We start from the raw sequence: 17,296 nt of genomic DNA, 5'->3' as shown, positions 1-17,296 counted from the left end.
ATATAATATTATTATGTGAAGGGGGGTGAAGCTCTAAAATAGAGCTTTTTAGATGAAGAAAGTTTGTATATTTAATCAAAAGGGTGGGGTTGGAAAGACTACAACAAACATTAATTTATGTGCATTTTTAGCAATGGAAGGATATAGGGTATTAACTATAGATATAGATCCTCAAGGGAATACAACTAGTGGGTTAGGTTTAGATAAAAGAAACTTAGAAATGTCAATGTACGATGTTATAACATCAGATGCTTCTTTAAAAGAAGTAATTTTAAAAAGTGAACTAGTACAGAATTTAGATATAGCTCCTTCAACAATGGAATTAGCAGGTGCGGAAGTAGAAGTTATAGGAAAAGAAAATAGAGAAGTAATTTTAGCTAATAAAATTAAAGAAGTAGAAGATGATTATGATTTTATATTTATAGATTGTCCACCATCTCTAGGAGTACTTACAATTAACGCACTTACTTCGGTTGAATCTGTATTAATACCAATTCAATGTGAGTTTTATGCTTTAGAGGGTGTTGGACAACTTATTAATACAATTAAACTTGTTAAAAAATCTTTAAATAAGGACTTAGAAATAGAAGGTGTAGTTATGACTATGTATGACTATAGGACTAATTTAAGTAATGAAGTTTTTGAAGAAGTAAAGAATTTTTTCAATGAGAAAGTATATAACACTACTATTTCTAGAAATATTAGATTAGCTGAAGCGCCAAGTTTTGGTTTACCAATTATGCTATATGATGAAAAATGTAAGGGTGCAGAATCTTATAGAAATTTAACTAGAGAATTCTTAAGTAGGCAATAATAAGTAGGTGATTAAGATGAATAAGAAGTCAGCATTAGGAAAAGGATTAGGAGCTTTAATTCCTAACGATGTTCAAGTAAAAGAAAGTAACAAACCGACGGTTATTTCATTAAATTTAATTAAGAGTAATGATGAACAACCTAGAAAATACTTTGATGATGAAAAGATAGCAGAATTAGCTCAATCTATAAAAGAACACGGAATAATTCAGCCAATTATATTAAATAAGAAAGATAAATATTATGTCATAGTTGCAGGAGAAAGAAGATGGAGAGCAGCAAAGCTGTTAGGGTTAAAGGAAGTCCCTGCAATAGTTATGGAATTAACTGATAAAGATATTTTAGAAGTTTCATTAATAGAAAACATTCAAAGACAAGATTTAAATCCTATAGAGGAAGCTTTAGCTTATAAGAAGCTTTTAAGCGATTTTAATTTAACACAAGAAGAGTTAAGTAAGAGAGTAGGAAAGTCTAGAGTAGCTATTAGTAATATTATTAGATTAACAGGACTTTCTGATACGGTAAAACAATATCTAATAGATGAAGTTATTACTGAAGGACATGGCAGAGTATTATTAGCAATAGAAGATCCTAAACTTCAATGCGAAATAGCTCAAAAAGTTATCGATGAAAAATTGTCTGTTAGAGAGCTTGAAAGATTAATTAAATTTTTAAAAACTGAAAAGCAACCAAAGGAAAAAGTAAGAGAGCTAAATCCTTATTATAAGGATGTTACTGAGAGGCTTCAAAATTACTTTGGAACTAAAGTTAACATAAGTAATAAAAATAATAAAGGAAAGATTGAAATAGAATATTATTCAGATGAAGATTTACAGAGGATATTAGAAATAATTGATTTATAAATGTTTCACGTGAAACATTATTTTGAGTTTTTATTAAATTGTTTCACGTGAAACATTATAGTGTTATTTCTGAGTTTAGGAAGGAGCACTTAAAGTGGAGTATTTAATTAATATAATAAATGAAAACATTGCTTTTATACTTATTGGATTATTGGTAATTATATTCTTACTTTTCATTCTAGTTATTTCATTAATGAGATCTACTAATAAACTTGAAAAGAGATATGCAAGGCTCATGAGAGGGGTAAAATCTAAAAATCTTGAAGATCTTATCACATCAAAGTTAGATGAAATTGATAAAGTTATGGCTAAATCACAAAAAGCAATTAATGAGTGTGAAGTTATTAAAGAGGAAATTAAAGGTTGTGTAAATAAAGTAGCAATAATGAGATATAAAGCTTTCCCAGATGTAGGTAGCGACTTAAGCTTCTCTGTAGCTATATTAGATTCATATAATGATGGAGTATTAATTACAGGAATTTATTCAAGACATGATAGTACTACTTATGCAAAGCCTGTTGATAAGGGAATATCCAGATATGAATTATCAGAAGAAGAATCATACGTTTTAAATGAAGCTATAAATAAAAAGTAGTATATTTAAATGAGCTATTACAAAACTAAATCATTAGTTTTGTAATAGCTCATTTTTATACAAATAAGGTATAAAACTCTTACGTTGCCAGTAATAATTTATAATTTAATTATTTTAGCTTAGAATGCTTCTAATAATTATATGATTTTGTAGTAAATATAATTTAATAGGAAAAATTATATAGAAATATATTTTTGCTTAATATAGTGCTAGTGAATCCGAGGTATCTATAGCTTTTTTTATAAAATAAATTATACCTTTGGATATACAATCTGCTAAGGACATAACAGTATATAATCGTGTATTTTGTAATATTATAAATTCATAGTTTCCAGATATATTAACAATTCCAGTAATACTTAAATCTCCAACAGGAGGTAAATTTTTATTTAGCGCAAGTCCAGGTGAAATTGGTTTATTTTCTATAAATACTTTTCCAATGTTATTAATTTTACCAAGACGGGAATCTATAGCTATTATATATGCATTATTAAAGTTCATCTTTATTTTATCTATTATATCCAATATGTTTTTAGAATGAACTGGACTTTCTAATGAACCATAAATATAGATATTATTTTTAGGTAGTCCTTTATAAAATGATTTTAACTTATAGCCAACTAATGGACCAAGAGAATCTCCCGTACATCTATCAGTACCTATACACAAGAAAACTACATTTCTATTATCCTTAATAATTTCTTTTAGATTTCTATATAAAAATTCTCCAAGCTCAATATAGGAACTTGGAAATAATGAGTCTATACTTAATTTATTTTGTAAAATCATAAAAAAACCTCCCTTATTAAAATTATTGACAATAAGGGAGGTTAGTATTCATTTTGATATTTTACTTAATGAATTTAATGTATATTCAATATCTTCTTTATTATTAAAATAACTAAGACTCAATCTTACAGTTCCTGTAGGGAAACTCCCTATGGTTTCATGAGCAAGAGGGGCACAATGCAGTCCAGATCTATTTTTTATTCCAAAATCACTATCTAACATAAATGATAATTCAGCAGTATTAATTCCTTTAATATTAAAAGATACACAGGATGTATAATTATGGTTATTAATATCTTCATATAAAATGATATTATTCATATTTCTTAATCCTGAGACTAATTGATTTCTTAAAAATTTATTTTTTTCATAGATAGTTTTCAAACCTTCTGATTTTATAAATTTAATTCCTTCCATTAGTCCAACTATACCTGGCATATTAAGTGTACCTGACTCGAATTTATCTGGTAAAAAATCTGGCTGGATAAGGGAATGAGAAAGACTGCCTGTTCCGCCTAATATATATGGATTACATATTTTATTTAATTCATCACTAATAATGAAGCCTCCTATACCTTGTGGACCAAATAAGCTTTTGTGCCCAGTGAAAGCTACTGCACTTAAATTAAGTTTTTGAAAGTCTACATTTAAAACTCCAGCTCCTTGTGCAGCATCAAGTATTAAATGAATATTATTTTCTTTGCAGAGTTCACCTATTTCAATTATAGGTTGAATGCTACCTGTAACATTAGATGCTTGAGTTAAAATTATAAATTTAGTATTTGGTTTTATCATATTTCTAAAATCGTCAACATTAATAAATCCAAATTTATCTGCTTTTATTATATCTAATTCAATTATATTATTTTCTTTTAAATTAACTAAAGGTCTCAGTACTGAATTATGTTCCATAGAAGATGTAATAATATGGTCTCCTTTTCGTGAACAGCCATTAATTAAAGTATTTAGAGATGTTGTTATATTATTAGTAAAAATAACATTATCTATATTTTCAAAATTAAAAAAGTTAGCAATAGTTTCTCTAGCTTCTAACAATAATCTATTAGATTGAAGACCGTTCTCATGATTAGAGCGACCAGGATTTCCACCTATATCAGTTAAAAAATTATATATAGAATCAACCACACTTTTAGGCTTAGGAAATGTAGTGGCAGCGTTATCCAAGTATATATTATTCATGAAAGTAACTCCTTTATAAAAATATTAAACTATATTAAAATTATAGAATATATTATCTTCATTTACAAAAATATATATAATATAATTAAATATAAATATAAATTATTAAGGAGGAAAACATGAAATATTATATTATAGTTTTTAAGAATACTCTTGATGCAATGAATGGAGAAAAAGCATTGAAAGAAGAAAATTATATCTTTAAAATGATGCCAACCCCTACAGCTATAACTCAAAGTTGTGGAATATGTGTTAGAATAGAAGATAAAAAATACATAGATGAGATAATTGAAAGGAATATTATAAGATATAAAAACATTTATATTAAAGAAGAAAATGGATTTAAAGAAGTAGTATAGGAGAGATAGCATGAATAATTATTTGACTTGGGTTACTACGACTAAGGATGAGCTTACCGGAAGACTTTCTTTAAATGTTGACTGGGATAAAGTTGTTGAAAGTTCAATATCTGGAGCAGGATTTGTAATAAGTAAAGTTATATCACTAATAATATTAATAGTTATTATGTACTTAATTATAAAAATAGGAGACAAGGCAATAGATAGGTTTGTTAATAATCAGGCCAATAGTAAGAGAAGTTTTTCAATGGATAAGCAGAAGGCATTTACAGTTGGAGCCATACTTAAAAGCTCATTAAAATACGCAGTTTATTTTTCAGGTGCTGCTATTATAATTGGAAGTACATTTAAAGTTTCTGCTGGTGTTTTAAGTGCTGTAGGGTTTGTAGTTGGTATAGGAGCACAAAGTTTAGTCAAGGATATAATAAATGGATTTTTTATATTATTTGAAGATCAATATGGAGTAGGAGATTATGTAACTATAGGAGCATATAGTGGTATTGTGGAAAATATAGGAATAAGGTCTACTGTTTTAAAAGATTTTAGTGGGGATACACATAATTTACCAAATGGATCTGTAACAGAAGTCACAAATCATTCTAGAGGTGACATGAGGTTTATAGTTGATGTAGAAATTGCTTATGAAGAAGATATAGATAATGCAATTAATATTATTAAATCGACATGTAAAAATTTCGAAGAAAAAAATAAAGAGGATATTAGAAATGAAATAGAAGTATTAGGAGCAATTTCATTAAATGCTTCTGGAATCACCATAAGAGTAGTTGGAAAATCAAAACCAATGTCTCAATGGAAAATGGAAAGAGATCTAAGAAAAGACATCAAAGTTGCTTTAGATGAGGCTAATGTTGAAATTCCATATCCAAAAACTCAATTAGTAAATAATAATATTAAGTAATTTAGGAGGGCTATAATGATAGAAACTTTTGATTTAGGTGATATAGTAGAAATGAAAAAACAACATCCTTGTGGAAGTAAGGAATTTGAAGTGATAAGATTAGGAGCAGATATAAAGATTAAATGCACTTGTTGTGGGAGAATAATAATGCTTCCTAGAAGCAAATTTCAAAAAGATGCCAAAAAAGTAGTAAATTCGTAACATTTTTTAATTATATCTTGCAAAGAAAATTAAAAAATGTTAAAATATTTAATTGTAATCCCTGCTGTGTAAAGCACAGCCAAGGTCCGAGGGGAGGAGGTGAAAATGATGAGAAAGTACGAAACTATATTCATACTACACCCATCATTCGACGAAGAAGCTTGTAAAGCTGCAATCGAAAAGTTTAAGGGTGTAATAGAAAACGGTGGAGGAACTGTAGAAAATGTTGACGTTTGGGGTAGAAGAAAGCTTGCTTACGAAATCGCAAAAGTTAACGAAGGTTTCTATACATTAATCAACTTCAATGCTGATTCAGAACTACCTAAAGAATTAGACAGAGTATTCAGAATTACTGATGGTGTTATAAGACACATCATCGTTAAACAAGAAGCGTAAGAGGTGATATTGTAATGAATAAAGTAATACTTATTGGAAGACTGACTAGAGATCCAGAGCTAAACTTTGCTGCTGGAAGTGGTACTGCTGTTACTAGATTTAGTTTAGCGGTAACAAGACCTTTCAAGAAGGATGAAACTGATTTTATCAATTGCATAGCTTTTGGTAAAACTGGTGAGACAATAGCACAATATCTTACTAAGGGCAGACAACTAGCTGTTACTGGAAGCATTAGAACTGGTAGTTATGATGCTAAGGATGGAACTAAGAGATATACAACAGATGTAGTTGTAGATTCTTTTGAATTCATTGGATCAGGTAACAATGGTGGTGCTGGAAGAGACCAAGGTTCATATAATAATGGATTTGGTGCTTCTACAGGTTCTGATTATTCAAATTCATCAAATGATTTTGGTGGAATGAATTTTGAGGAGGACATGACTCCTGTAGATGATGGAGATATGCCTTTCTAATAGTCTATAAAAAAGGAGGGAATTAGCATGAAAGATATGAAGAGATCTGGAAAAATGAGAAGATCTAAGAGAAAAGTTTGTGCTTTTTGCGTAGAAAAAGCTGAAGCAATAGATTACAAAGATATTACTAAGCTAAGAAAGTTCGTAACAGAAAGAGGTAAGATATTACCAAGAAGAATTTCTGGTACTTGCGCTAAGCACCAAAGAGAATTAACAACTGCTATAAAGAGATCAAGAAATATAGCATTATTACCATTTACAACTGAGTAAAATAATTAACCCCTGGCTTGTCAGGGGTTTTTTGTTATACTAATACAAAATAATTTTACAAAATATGTAATTAACTCTATAAGATGTTGCATTAAAAGTCAAATATATTTAAAATATAGATACAAGGGTATTAGTATAGGGGTGAGCAGGGTGAAGAGAGATGATTTAAATATAATGGCCAATATAAAAATGATAGAAAGGCTTAAAGCAAACCTGTTATGTATAATCGGAGAGTTCTATCATTTATTAACTAAGGGAAGTAATGTAGCTCAAGATGCAATTTTAAACTGTATATCAGGAGCTATAATTATTTTATATGTATTAGCCCAAAAGCTTGGATATTCATGTAAAGATGTAGATGATGATATGAAGAAAAATCTACAAGTAGGAATTGCAGAAGGCCATGAATATGAAAGTGATGGAAGGAGTTTAAGTAAACTTCAATTACATTTAAAGGAGCACCATTAAGCTTATGGAATGGAAAAAATTATTTGAAAAAGGGATTGAAATAATTAAACCGATAATTACACCAATTATGTTTATAGGAGCTTGCATAGGATTTTACTATATAAAAAGTACTCTTTTAGGAACTTTACTATTAATTATATTCATAGCCTTTACTATTAGTGAATATGGAAACTATGAAAAAGAAGAGGATAATATTGAGAGAGTAAGAGAAATAATAAATAAAGATATTGATGATAATATTCTAAACTTAATATTTCCAGTTGCTTTAATAAGGGAATCAGGAGAAATTATTTGGAACAATAAAGAATTTCAGAAGTTTACTCCAGATGAAGATCCATTAGGATTAAATGTAGTCAGCATTGCAAGAGGATTAAATCTTTCTAGATTATTAACTTGTGATAGGGATTTACATCAAAAAATTAAAATATTAGATTCCTTCTATAAAGTGTATGCAAGTAGAATTGAAAATAGCAAGTTAGGTGAAAATTTATATGTAGTTTATTTTAATGATATAAGCAATAATAAAAATATGGAAAATACTAAAGAAAGTATTATGCTTATAGAAGTAGATAATTTATCAGAAGTGTTAGAAACTACTATGGAAAGTGACAGACCTATGTTAGTGGCAGAAGTTGAAAAAACAATAAATGCATATGCTCAAAGACTTAAGGCTATGATAACAAAGTATGAGTCTAATAAATATGTTTTATCAGTGCAAGATAAATATATTGATGAAGAAATAAACAATAAGTTTTCAATTTTAGATGAGGTTTCCGAAATAGATAGAGGAAATAAATTTGAGGTAACATTAAGTATAGGTGTAGGCAGAGGAGGTACATGTCCTTTAGAAAATAGTAACTTTGCAACAACAGCTAAAGAATTAGCTTTAGGTAGAGGTGGGGATCAAGTTGCTATTAAAAATAATGAAAAGATTAAGTTTTTTGGAGGCAATACCAGAGAAATAGAAAAAAGAACAAGAGTTAGGGCTAGAGTTATTTCTCATGCTTTGAAAGAATTAATATATGAAAGTAGCAATGTATTTATTATTGGACATAAGAATCCTGATATGGATTGCTTTGGATCATCATTAGGATTGTCTTCAATAGTTAGGCAATTAGGAAAACCATGCAACATAATATTAGGAAATGAAACTGCTGCTATAGATTATTTTTTAGAAAAATTAAAAAAAGATTCTAGGTATGATAATCTTTTTGTATCAGTTGAAGAGGCATATGATCAAATTAATGAAAAAACATTACTTATAATAGTTGATGTTCATAATACGGGATATATATTAGATAAGAGAATAATTGAAAAAGCTCAAAGAAAGATAATTATAGATCATCATAGAAGAAGTCCAGATATAGTTGAAGGGGCAATATTAAATTATATAGAAGTATACGCTTCATCAACATCAGAGATGGTTACAGAAGTTATTCAATATATGGTTCAAAAACCGAATCTAACAAAAATTGAAGCAGAAGGATTACTAGCAGGTATATTTATGGATACTAAAGGATTTTCCTTTAAAACTGGAGTAAGAACCTTTGATGCAGCTTCATTTTTAAGAGCTATAGGAGCAGATACTATAGAAGTTAAAAAAATGTTTATGGATAATTTACAAGATTTTTTAATTATAGCTGAGACTATAAAATCAGCTGAAGTAAAAAATGGCTTAGCTATAGCAATTGCGCCAAAGGGTTTAAAAAAATCATTTATGGCAGCTAGAGCAGCAGATGAATTATTAAATATATCAGGAATTAACGTATGCTTTGTATTAATAAAAATTGGCGATGATGTAGTGATTAGTGGTAGATCAATTGGAGATACTAATGTTCAAGTAATTCTTGAAGAATTAGGAGGCGGAGGTCATATGAATATGGCTGGAGCACAATTGAAAAATACTTCAATAAATGAAGCTAAAGAAATACTTAAAAAATCAATAGAAAAACAATTGAAGGTTGGTGAATAACATGAAGGTAATATTATTACAAGATGTTAAAAAATTAGGTAAAAAAGGTGATGTTATAGAAGCATCAGATGGATATGCAAGAAATTATTTATTTCCTAGGAAATTAGCAGAAGAAGCAACTAGTGCAAATATGCATGTGTTAAATGCTAAAAAGGAAAATGAAAGAAAGAAAAAATTAGCTGAAATTGAGGCAGCTCAAAAATTAGCTTCAGAATTAAAAGGAAAAGAAGTTAAGATTGAAGCTAAGGGAAATAATGGAAGATTATTTGGTGCTATAACTAGTAAAGATGTAGCAGAGTTAATAAATAAAGAATTTAAGTTATCAATAGATAAAAAGAAAATTGTTATGGATACAATAAAGGTTGCAGGCAGTTATGATATAGAAATTAAAATATATCCTGAGGTGTCTACTAAGATGAAAGTAACCATTGTAGAGCAATCATAAGGGGGACTAAGTTTGAAGACTTACGACGAAACAAATATAGATAGTTTATTAGACAGTGAGTTATCTTTAGATGCACAAGTAAATGTAATAAATCAAATATTAAATAATGTATTAGATGAGGGAGCAGTAAGAGCTAGAACAGTAAGATTTAAGCTGCAAAAATATATAGGCTCACCTAATATATGTGAAAGGATATATGCTTTAAATGTAATTGCTTCAGATGGAAAGGGCATTAAGACAGTTCCAAATGAAGAAGAATTACGTGGTGTGTTAGAGGATACAATTTATTATATATCAGAGAATATAGCAAGAAAATATGTTCAAAATAAAGTAGAAACACAAGTTGAAAAGGCTCTTCAAGAAAGACAAGATAAGTTCATGGATGATATAAAATTATCTATAATTAAAAAACAAAAGGGACCTGAAAGTTCTAAGACTACTAAAAAGTTAGAAAAATTAGAAGAGTTAGATGCTAAGAAAATAAATAAGAATGTTATGAGTCTTTTAAGACCAGAAACTTTTGATGAAATAGTTGGTCAAGAAAGAGCTATAAAATCTTTAATTTCAAAAATGTCATCACCATATCCACAACATATAATCTTATATGGACCTCCTGGAATAGGTAAAACTTCAGCAGCTAGACTTGCATTAGAAGAAGCTAAAAAGTTAAACTTTACTCCTTTTGATAATGATTCAAAATTTGTTGAAGTTGATGGAACTACATTAAGATGGGATCCAAGGGAAATTACAAATCCATTATTAGGATCTGTACATGATCCGATTTATCAAGGAAGTAAAAAGGATTTAGCGGAAGTTGGGGTACCAGAGCCAAAGACAGGACTTGTAACAGAAGCTCATGGCGGAGTTTTATTCATAGATGAAATTGGAGAGTTAGATGACATTCTTCAAAATAAGTTATTGAAAGTTTTAGAAGATAAGAGAGTTGAGTATTCATCTTCATATTATGATCCAGATGATGAAAACACTCCAGAATATGTAAAGTATCTTTTTGAAAAAGGGGCTCCAGCAGACTTTGTTTTAATTGGAGCAACTACTAGAGAACCAGGAAGAATAAATCCTGCATTAAGATCTAGATGTACTGAGGTTTATTTTGAACCTTTATCAGCAACAGATATAATTGGAATAATAGAAAGTGCATCTAAGAAGCTAGATGTAAATTTAGAAGATGGAGTTGCTGAATTTATTAGTAGATATACTATTGAGGGTAGAAAGGCTGTAAATATATTAGCTGATGCCTATGGATACTCTCTATATAATGATAAAAAAGAAGAAAATAACATAATAACATTAAAAGATGTTGAAGAAGTTATTTCTATTGGAAGATATGTTCCTTATGAAACAATTGATGAGGTAGAAAGCTATGAAGTAGGTCATACTTATGGATTAGGAGTAAGTGGATTCCTAGGATCAACTTTAGAAATAGAAGCAGTGGCATTTGAATCTAAAAAGCCTGGAATGGGTATTATTAAGTTTAATGACACAGCAGGATCTATGGCAAAAGACTCGGTATTTAATGCAGCTTCAGTTATTAGAAAACTTACAGATAAGGATATAAAGGATTATGATATTCATGTAAATGTTGTTGGTGGTGGAAGAATTGATGGGCCATCAGCTGGAGCAGCTATTACTATTGCTATAATAAGTGCCTTACTTGAAAAGCCTATAAGACAGGATGTAGCTATAACTGGTGAAATATCATTAAGAGGTAATATTAAACCTGTAGGTGGAATTTTCGAAAAGATTTATGGAGCAAGGAGAAAAGGTATTAAACTTGTAGTTGTTCCTAAGGCAAATGAAAAAGAGGTTCCATCTGATTTAAATGATATAGAAGTTAAATCTATAAGCAGAATTGAAGAATTAATGGATATAGTATTTGAAAAATAATTAAAATTAAGCTTCCTTATTTGGAAGCTTAATTTTGTTCTATACAATAAAAATTTTTGATATAATGTATTTATTATGGAAAGGAAGGAGGTTACAAATTGGATACACCAATAATGAGAAGCTTACCTCAAAGTTTAGAAGCCGAACAATCTGTTATTGGAGCTATGATAATAGATAAAAGTGCAATAGCAAAAGCTTTAGAAAAATTAAATGAGGAAGATTTTTATAGAGATGGTCATAAGGTTATATTTAAGGCTGTTAGAGAGATGTTTTCTAAGGATATGGCTGTTGACCTTGTAACCTTGTTAGAATACTTAAAATCAACAGATATGCTAGAAAAGGCTGGAGGAGTTACTTACATATCAGAAGTAAGCTCATCAGTTATTACAACTGCTAACTTAGAAGCATATATTAAAATAGTAGAAGAAAAATCAACTTTAAGAAAGCTAATTAAATCAGCAACTAATATTATAGAAGAAAGTTATAATAAGCAAGATAAAGTAGAAGAGGTATTAGACTTAGCTCAAAAGAAAATTTTTGACTTAGCAGAAAAACAAGGATCTAATGACTATGAACCTTTAGCAAATGTATTAGAAAGAGGATTCTTAGAAATTGAAAGATTGTTTAATAATAAAGGATCAATTACTGGAGTTGGATCAGGTATAAGGGATTTAGATGCAAAAACATCAGGGTTTCAAAAGGGAGATATGGTACTTATTGCTGCAAGACCTTCTATGGGAAAAACAACTTTCTCACTTAATATTGCAGAGCACGCAGCTTTAAGAGAAGGAAAAAGTGTAGTTATATTTTCTCTGGAAATGTCAAAGGAACAGCTAGCATATAAATTACTTTGTTCAGAAGCTAATGTAGATATGTTAAAACTTAGAACTGGTAACTTAGACGACGATGATTGGGAGAGGATAGCAAGGGCTACAGGACCTTTATCTAAGGCTAGAATATACATAGATGATACTGCAGGTCTTAGTGTTATGGAGATGAGATCTAAATGTAGAAAAATTAAAATGGAACATGGTATAGATATGATACTTATTGACTATCTTCAATTAATGAGCGGTAGTTCAGGTAGTGAAAGTAGACAACAAGAAGTGTCTGAAATATCTAGATCTATAAAGGCTTTAGCTAAAGAAATGGAATGCCCAGTTATAGCCTTATCACAGCTATCCCGTGCCCCTGAACAAAGAGCTGATCATAGACCTATGCTTTCAGACTTAAGAGAATCTGGGTCTATTGAGCAGGACGCTGACGTTGTTATGTTCTTATATAGAGATGAATATTATAACAAAGAAACAGAAGATAAAAATATAGGTGAATGCATAATAGCAAAGCAAAGAAATGGTCCAGTTGGGACAGTTAAAATGGCTTGGATTGGAGCTCATAGTAAATTTGCTAATTTAGAGCTAGTTTATAAAGAGTAGATAATAGGGTGCTGTATCAATTAAAATTTATTGATACAGCCTATTCTTTTAATTTTTAGGAATTTTTAAATAAATTAAATTAGCTTGTACTGAATTTTGTATTTTATCTATATTTACTTTATTTAAGTATAAGATTCTTTTGAAATTTACTAAATCATTATACTTATTCTTTAAGGAGAGGTTTAATATAAGAAAGTTGTTTATGTACTTTAATATAATCTCATCTTTGGTAAGGTCTCGAAGAAAAATATATATGTCGTAAAAACTATCCTTATCTATTACTTTAATAATAGGCTTTGTATTTTCAGTAAAAGAATTAATTTTTATTAAATCATTTTTCATAACTATCCCTCCTTATATAAATAGTTTGTAACTTAATGATAAAGCTATCCTATGAGTATAATGGTGAAGTTTATAAATTATAAAAAAATAAGAAATTTATTTACAATAAATATTTTTAAGGAAGTGAAGGCAATGAATAAAAAAATAGGCTTTATAGGATGCGGAAATATGGGAAAAGCTATTCTTGGAGGAATTTTAAATTCAAAAAAAATAGCTAAAGAAGATATTTTAGTATCAACTAGAAGTGAAAAATCTAAAAATGATATTGAAAAGGAGTTTGCAGTAAAAACTACATTAGATAATAAAGAAGTTGCAAGGAATTCAAATATATTATTTTTAGCAATAAAACCAAATATATTTAAGAGTGTATTATCAGATATAAAAGAAGAAATAAGTAAAGAAACTATAATTATTTCAATAGCAGCTGGAATATCAATGAATGATATGGAAGAATGGCTAGAAAATAATTATAAGATAATTAGAACTATGCCAAATACTCCAGCTTTAGTAGGCGAGGCAATATCTGCTATTTGTCCAAATAAAAATATAAAAGAAGATGAATTAGAAGAGATTTGTAATATATTTAATATGTTTGGAAAATGTGAAATATTAGAAGAAAAATATTTTCATGGATTTATTGCATTATGTGGATCTTCACCAGCATATGTATTTATGTTTATAGAAGCTATGGCAGATGCAGCTGTTAAGCTTGGTATTCCAAGAAATAAGGCATATAAGATGGCTGAACAAGCTGTATTAGGATCAGCAAAGCTTGCCTTAGAAACTGGAAAGCATCCTGGGGAATTAAAGGATATGGTTTGTTCACCAGCAGGTACAACTATAGAAGCAGTAACAGAGCTTGAAAATGGTGGTTTTAGAAGTACAATAATTAAAGCCTTAGAAAAATGTGCTGAAAAGTCCCAAAGAATGTAAATTTAATAAATAATAGAATGCCTATTTCGTTAATCACTTCCATTAGCATTCTATTATTTTTTATAAAAAGTAAATGAAATAATACCACATACTTAGGTATTATATGAATAATTTCTGTGTTAATTAATTTAAATTAGTTAGAAGCTAATACTATTGGCTATTTATTATAAAGTTTAGATACACCGGTTTTTATAGCAGTTTCCTTAACTGCATCTGAAACTGCCTTTTGAACAGTAAGATCAAAGGCTTTAGGTAGTATAAAATCATAATCTAAATCTTCATGTTTAACTGAGTTAGCAATGGCATGAGCAGCGGAAATTTTCATTTCCTCATTAATTTCAGTTGCTCTTACATCTAAAGCACCCCTAAATATTCCAGGGAAGGCTAACACATTATTAACTTGGTTTGGAAAATCTGATCTTCCTGTTCCAATAACTTTTATGCCTGCTTCTTTTGCTATTTCAGGGAATATTTCAGGAGTTGGATTTGCCATAGCAAAAATTATAGCATCTTTATTCATAGTAAGGGCCATTTCTTTGCTTACTAAATTAGGAGCAGATACTCCTATAAATACATCTGCATTAATTAAGGAATCTTTTAAGCTTCCTTTAATATTATCTTTATTAGTTATTAAAGATAATTCTTTCATAGAATCATTTAAAGAATCCATATCTCTATTAATAATTCCTGTTTTGTCACAAACAAGTATATCTCTAGCACCAAATGATATAAGTAATTTGCAAATTGCCGTACCAGCAGATCCAGCACCGTTTATAACTATTTTTATATTTTCAATTTCTTTTTCTACAAGTTTTAGTGCATTTATTAGTCCAGCTAAAACTACTATAGCAGTACCATGTTGATCGTCATGGAAAACTGGAATATCTAATTTTTCTTTTAACTTTTTTTCTATTTCAAAACATCTAGGGGCCGATATATCTTCAAGGTTAATTCCACCTAAGGAAGGTGATATTCTAACTATAGTATCAACTATTTCATCAACATTTTTAGTATCTAAAACTAAAGGGAATGCATCTACATCAGCAAATTCTTTAAATAATATTGATTTACCTTCCATGACAGGAATAGATGCTAATGGGCCAATATCGCCTAAACCTAGAACTGCTGTACCATCAGATATAACTGCTACAGTATTCCATTTTCTTGTATATGTATAAGCTAAATCAGGGTTTTTATATATTTCTCTACAAGGTTCAGCAACTCCAGGGGTATAGGCTAAGCTTAAATCTCTTGAGTTAGTTATTTTACAATTAGATTTAATTTGATACTTACCTTTCAATTCTTCGTGGTATTTTAGAGACTCTTCGTAAATATTCATATATAAACTCCTTCTATAAATTATTTATATACTAATTATACGAATTATTTATATATAATGCAAAAAAATATTCGCAAAACAAGTTGAAAGTTTATTTTTACTTTGTTAATATGTATTTGTAAATTAATTTTATTAAAAGGGACTAATTAAGTCCTTATACAAGGAGGCAATTTAATGTCAGCATTTGTTGTTTTAGGAGCTCAATGGGGCGATGAAGGAAAAGGAAAGATGACAGATTATCTTGCAGAAGAAGCAGAGGTAATAGTTAGATTCCAAGGAGGTAATAATGCAGGTCATACTGTTGAAGTAGGTGACAAGCAATATAAACTTCACTTAATCCCATCAGGAATACTATATGATAATAAATTAAATATCATTGGTAATGGAGTAGTTGTAGATCCAAAAGCTTTATTTACAGAAATAGATTATTTAGAAGAAGAGGGTGTTAAAGTTACACCAAATAAACTTATAGTAAGTGATAGAGCTCACGTTATAATGCCTTATCATAAAATCCTAGATAAGTTAAAAGAAAAATCAAGAGGAAAGAATGACATAGGAACAACTGGAAAAGGAATAGGACCTTGTTATACAGATAAATTTGAAAGATGTGGAATTAGAATTTGTGATCTTATAGATGAAGAAATATTTAAAGAAAAATTAAAAGAAAATATAGAAGCAAAAAATAAGTACATAGTTAATGTTCTAGATGGAGAAGAGCTAAACTATGATGAAATTCTTAAAGAATACCTAGAATTAGCTGAAAGATTAAGACCTTATGTTCAAGATACATCTGTAAGATTATATGAAGAAATAAAGGAAGATAAGACTGTACTATTTGAAGGAGCACAAGGAATGCTTCTTGATATAGATTATGGTACTTATCCCTATGTAACTTCATCCAATACTACTGCTTGCGGAGTTGCTAGTGGTTCAGGAATTGGACCAACAATGATTACTAATGCAGTAGGTATAGCAAAAGCTTATACTACAAGAGTTGGTAAAGGACCTTTCCCAACAGAGTTAGATAATGAAATTGGTGAATGGATAAGAGAAAAGGGTCATGAATATGGAGTAACTACTGGTAGATCAAGAAGATGTGGGTGGCTTGATGCTGTTATATTAAAAACAACAGTTAGAGTTTCTGGATTAACATCATTATGTGTTACTAAGATAGATACTTTAGCAGGACTTGATAAATTGAAGATTTGTGTAGGATATAAATTTAATGGAAAAGTTATAGATTACTTCCCAGCAAGCTTAAAAGATTTAGAAAAATGCGAACCTGTATATGAAGAATTTGAAGGATGGGGAGAAGAAGTAGCAGAAGCTAGAAGCTATGATGAACTACCTGAAAATGCAAAAAAATATTTAACAAGAATTGAAGAGCTTACAGGAACTAAAATTTCTATTGTAGGTGTTGGACCAAAAAGAGATCAAACTATTAGAGTAACAAAAGAACTTTAAATAGAATAATAGTAACATGATATAGGGGCTGTCTGTGTGACCAATGTCATTAAGTTAAGAAATTGGTTTTAAAAAAATCTACTAAGAGCAAGATATAAATTAATATCTTGCTCT

The 17,296-nt window shown here is 29.2% G+C and carries 20 protein-coding genes; 16 read left to right on the top strand and 4 right to left on the bottom strand.

Annotated elements, in window-relative coordinates:
• Positions 1-52 precede the first annotated feature (52 nt).
• The 3 genes from ACQPVP_RS16115 to ACQPVP_RS16105 all read left to right on the top strand — a co-directional run bounded on the left by ACQPVP_RS16115 (position 53) and on the right by ACQPVP_RS16105 (position 2,271).
• Complete coding sequence (locus ACQPVP_RS16115; RefSeq protein WP_430851673.1) at positions 53-814, top strand: ParA family protein; 762 nt, start codon at positions 53-55, stop codon at positions 812-814.
• 16 nt (positions 815-830) lie between these two features.
• Positions 831-1,676: a ParB/RepB/Spo0J family partition protein gene (locus ACQPVP_RS16110; protein WP_430851671.1), complete on the top strand. Its 846-nt coding sequence runs from the start codon at positions 831-833 to the stop codon at positions 1,674-1,676.
• A gap of 94 nt (positions 1,677-1,770) precedes the next feature.
• Positions 1,771-2,271 carry a DUF4446 family protein gene (locus tag ACQPVP_RS16105; protein WP_430851669.1) on the top strand — a complete coding sequence of 167 codons (501 nt, stop codon included), beginning with the start codon at positions 1,771-1,773 and terminating at the stop codon, positions 2,269-2,271.
• Positions 2,272-2,469: 198 nt separating this feature from the next.
• Here ACQPVP_RS16105 and yyaC read toward each other — a convergent pair whose 3' ends face one another.
• Together yyaC and ACQPVP_RS16095 are read right to left on the bottom strand one after the other, a co-directional pair.
• Complete coding sequence (gene yyaC / locus ACQPVP_RS16100) at positions 2,470-3,060, bottom strand: spore protease YyaC (protein WP_430851667.1); 591 nt, start codon at positions 3,058-3,060, stop codon at positions 2,470-2,472.
• A 48-nt stretch (positions 3,061-3,108) separates the two neighbouring features.
• Positions 3,109-4,260, bottom strand: coding sequence for an aminotransferase class V-fold PLP-dependent enzyme (locus ACQPVP_RS16095; protein WP_430851665.1), 1,152 nt, complete (start codon positions 4,258-4,260; stop codon positions 3,109-3,111).
• A 119-nt stretch (positions 4,261-4,379) separates the two neighbouring features.
• On the opposite strand from ACQPVP_RS16095, the gene ACQPVP_RS16090 reads away from it, so the two are divergent.
• The 11 genes from ACQPVP_RS16090 to ACQPVP_RS16040 all read left to right on the top strand — a co-directional run bounded on the left by ACQPVP_RS16090 (position 4,380) and on the right by ACQPVP_RS16040 (position 13,104).
• Entirely contained in the window at positions 4,380-4,619 is a 240-nt protein-coding gene (locus ACQPVP_RS16090) for a DUF3343 domain-containing protein (RefSeq protein WP_430842979.1), read from the top strand.
• Positions 4,620-4,629: 10 nt separating this feature from the next.
• Positions 4,630-5,538, top strand: a complete 909-nt coding sequence (locus ACQPVP_RS16085; protein WP_430851663.1) for a mechanosensitive ion channel family protein — start codon at positions 4,630-4,632, stop codon at positions 5,536-5,538.
• Positions 5,539-5,553: 15 nt separating this feature from the next.
• On the top strand, positions 5,554-5,739 hold the full coding sequence (locus tag ACQPVP_RS16080; RefSeq protein WP_430851661.1) for a DUF951 domain-containing protein: 186 nt from the start codon (positions 5,554-5,556) through the stop codon (positions 5,737-5,739).
• A 108-nt stretch (positions 5,740-5,847) separates the two neighbouring features.
• On the top strand, positions 5,848-6,135 hold the full coding sequence (gene rpsF, locus ACQPVP_RS16075; RefSeq protein WP_430842985.1) for a 30S ribosomal protein S6: 288 nt from the start codon (positions 5,848-5,850) through the stop codon (positions 6,133-6,135).
• A 14-nt stretch (positions 6,136-6,149) separates the two neighbouring features.
• Positions 6,150-6,608: a single-stranded DNA-binding protein gene (locus ACQPVP_RS16070; RefSeq protein WP_430851659.1), complete on the top strand. Its 459-nt coding sequence runs from the start codon at positions 6,150-6,152 to the stop codon at positions 6,606-6,608.
• A 27-nt stretch (positions 6,609-6,635) separates the two neighbouring features.
• On the top strand, positions 6,636-6,878 hold the full coding sequence (gene rpsR / locus ACQPVP_RS16065; protein WP_008676141.1) for a 30S ribosomal protein S18: 243 nt from the start codon (positions 6,636-6,638) through the stop codon (positions 6,876-6,878).
• Between the two features lie 150 nt (positions 6,879-7,028).
• Positions 7,029-7,346, top strand: coding sequence for a MazG-like family protein (locus ACQPVP_RS16060; protein ID WP_430851657.1), 318 nt, complete (start codon positions 7,029-7,031; stop codon positions 7,344-7,346).
• A 4-nt stretch (positions 7,347-7,350) separates the two neighbouring features.
• Entirely contained in the window at positions 7,351-9,318 is a 1,968-nt protein-coding gene (locus ACQPVP_RS16055) for a DHH family phosphoesterase (RefSeq protein ID WP_430851655.1), read from the top strand.
• A 1-nt stretch (position 9,319) separates the two neighbouring features.
• Positions 9,320-9,763: a 50S ribosomal protein L9 gene (gene rplI / locus ACQPVP_RS16050; RefSeq protein ID WP_430851653.1), complete on the top strand. Its 444-nt coding sequence runs from the start codon at positions 9,320-9,322 to the stop codon at positions 9,761-9,763.
• Between the two features lie 12 nt (positions 9,764-9,775).
• Positions 9,776-11,668, top strand: coding sequence for a Lon family ATP-dependent protease (lonC, locus tag ACQPVP_RS16045; protein ID WP_430851651.1), 1,893 nt, complete (start codon positions 9,776-9,778; stop codon positions 11,666-11,668).
• Between the two features lie 98 nt (positions 11,669-11,766).
• Positions 11,767-13,104, top strand: coding sequence for a replicative DNA helicase (locus tag ACQPVP_RS16040; RefSeq protein WP_430851649.1), 1,338 nt, complete (start codon positions 11,767-11,769; stop codon positions 13,102-13,104).
• A gap of 48 nt (positions 13,105-13,152) precedes the next feature.
• On the opposite strand, the gene ACQPVP_RS16035 is transcribed toward ACQPVP_RS16040, so the two are convergent.
• Positions 13,153-13,446 carry a hypothetical protein gene (locus tag ACQPVP_RS16035; RefSeq protein ID WP_430851647.1) on the bottom strand — a complete coding sequence of 98 codons (294 nt, stop codon included), beginning with the start codon at positions 13,444-13,446 and terminating at the stop codon, positions 13,153-13,155.
• 132 nt (positions 13,447-13,578) lie between these two features.
• Between ACQPVP_RS16035 and proC the strand changes: the two genes are divergently transcribed.
• Entirely contained in the window at positions 13,579-14,379 is an 801-nt protein-coding gene (proC, locus tag ACQPVP_RS16030) for a pyrroline-5-carboxylate reductase (RefSeq protein ID WP_430851645.1), read from the top strand.
• Between the two features lie 157 nt (positions 14,380-14,536).
• Here the strand turns inward: proC and ACQPVP_RS16025 are convergent, their stop codons facing one another.
• On the bottom strand, positions 14,537-15,718 hold the full coding sequence (locus ACQPVP_RS16025) for an NAD(P)-dependent malic enzyme (RefSeq protein WP_430851643.1): 1,182 nt from the start codon (positions 15,716-15,718) through the stop codon (positions 14,537-14,539).
• Positions 15,719-15,892: 174 nt separating this feature from the next.
• On the opposite strand from ACQPVP_RS16025, the gene ACQPVP_RS16020 reads away from it, so the two are divergent.
• Complete coding sequence (locus tag ACQPVP_RS16020; protein WP_430851641.1) at positions 15,893-17,182, top strand: adenylosuccinate synthase; 1,290 nt, start codon at positions 15,893-15,895, stop codon at positions 17,180-17,182.
• Positions 17,183-17,296 lie beyond the last annotated feature (114 nt).

The sequence above is a fragment of the Clostridium nigeriense genome, assembly GCF_050585265.1.
GTDB lineage: Bacteria > Bacillota > Clostridia > Clostridiales > Clostridiaceae > Clostridium > Clostridium nigeriense_B.
Note: the sequence above shows the minus strand (reverse complement) of the source record. Positions and strands in the feature narration are given on the sequence as shown.

What these genes read in the sequence shown, in the direction of transcription:
- ACQPVP_RS16115 (WP_430851673.1), top strand. Translation starts at nt 53, where the DNA reads ATGAAGAAAGTTTGTATATTTAATCAAAAGGGTGGGGTTGGAAAGACT.
- ACQPVP_RS16110 (WP_430851671.1), top strand. Translation starts at nt 831, where the DNA reads ATGAATAAGAAGTCAGCATTAGGAAAAGGATTAGGAGCTTTAATTCCT.
- yyaC (WP_430851667.1), bottom strand. Translation starts at nt 3,060, where the DNA reads ATGATTTTACAAAATAAATTAAGTATAGACTCATTATTTCCAAGTTCC.
- ACQPVP_RS16095 (WP_430851665.1), bottom strand. Translation starts at nt 4,260, where the DNA reads ATGAATAATATATACTTGGATAACGCTGCCACTACATTTCCTAAGCCT.
- ACQPVP_RS16090 (WP_430842979.1), top strand. Translation starts at nt 4,380, where the DNA reads ATGAAATATTATATTATAGTTTTTAAGAATACTCTTGATGCAATGAAT.
- ACQPVP_RS16085 (WP_430851663.1), top strand. Translation starts at nt 4,630, where the DNA reads ATGAATAATTATTTGACTTGGGTTACTACGACTAAGGATGAGCTTACC.
- ACQPVP_RS16080 (WP_430851661.1), top strand. Translation starts at nt 5,554, where the DNA reads ATGATAGAAACTTTTGATTTAGGTGATATAGTAGAAATGAAAAAACAA.
- rpsF (WP_430842985.1), top strand. Translation starts at nt 5,848, where the DNA reads ATGAGAAAGTACGAAACTATATTCATACTACACCCATCATTCGACGAA.
- ACQPVP_RS16070 (WP_430851659.1), top strand. Translation starts at nt 6,150, where the DNA reads ATGAATAAAGTAATACTTATTGGAAGACTGACTAGAGATCCAGAGCTA.
- rpsR (WP_008676141.1), top strand. Translation starts at nt 6,636, where the DNA reads ATGAAAGATATGAAGAGATCTGGAAAAATGAGAAGATCTAAGAGAAAA.
- ACQPVP_RS16055 (WP_430851655.1), top strand. Translation starts at nt 7,351, where the DNA reads ATGGAATGGAAAAAATTATTTGAAAAAGGGATTGAAATAATTAAACCG.
- rplI (WP_430851653.1), top strand. Translation starts at nt 9,320, where the DNA reads ATGAAGGTAATATTATTACAAGATGTTAAAAAATTAGGTAAAAAAGGT.
- ACQPVP_RS16035 (WP_430851647.1), bottom strand. Translation starts at nt 13,446, where the DNA reads ATGAAAAATGATTTAATAAAAATTAATTCTTTTACTGAAAATACAAAG.
- proC (WP_430851645.1), top strand. Translation starts at nt 13,579, where the DNA reads ATGAATAAAAAAATAGGCTTTATAGGATGCGGAAATATGGGAAAAGCT.
- ACQPVP_RS16025 (WP_430851643.1), bottom strand. Translation starts at nt 15,718, where the DNA reads ATGAATATTTACGAAGAGTCTCTAAAATACCACGAAGAATTGAAAGGT.
- ACQPVP_RS16020 (WP_430851641.1), top strand. Translation starts at nt 15,893, where the DNA reads ATGTCAGCATTTGTTGTTTTAGGAGCTCAATGGGGCGATGAAGGAAAA.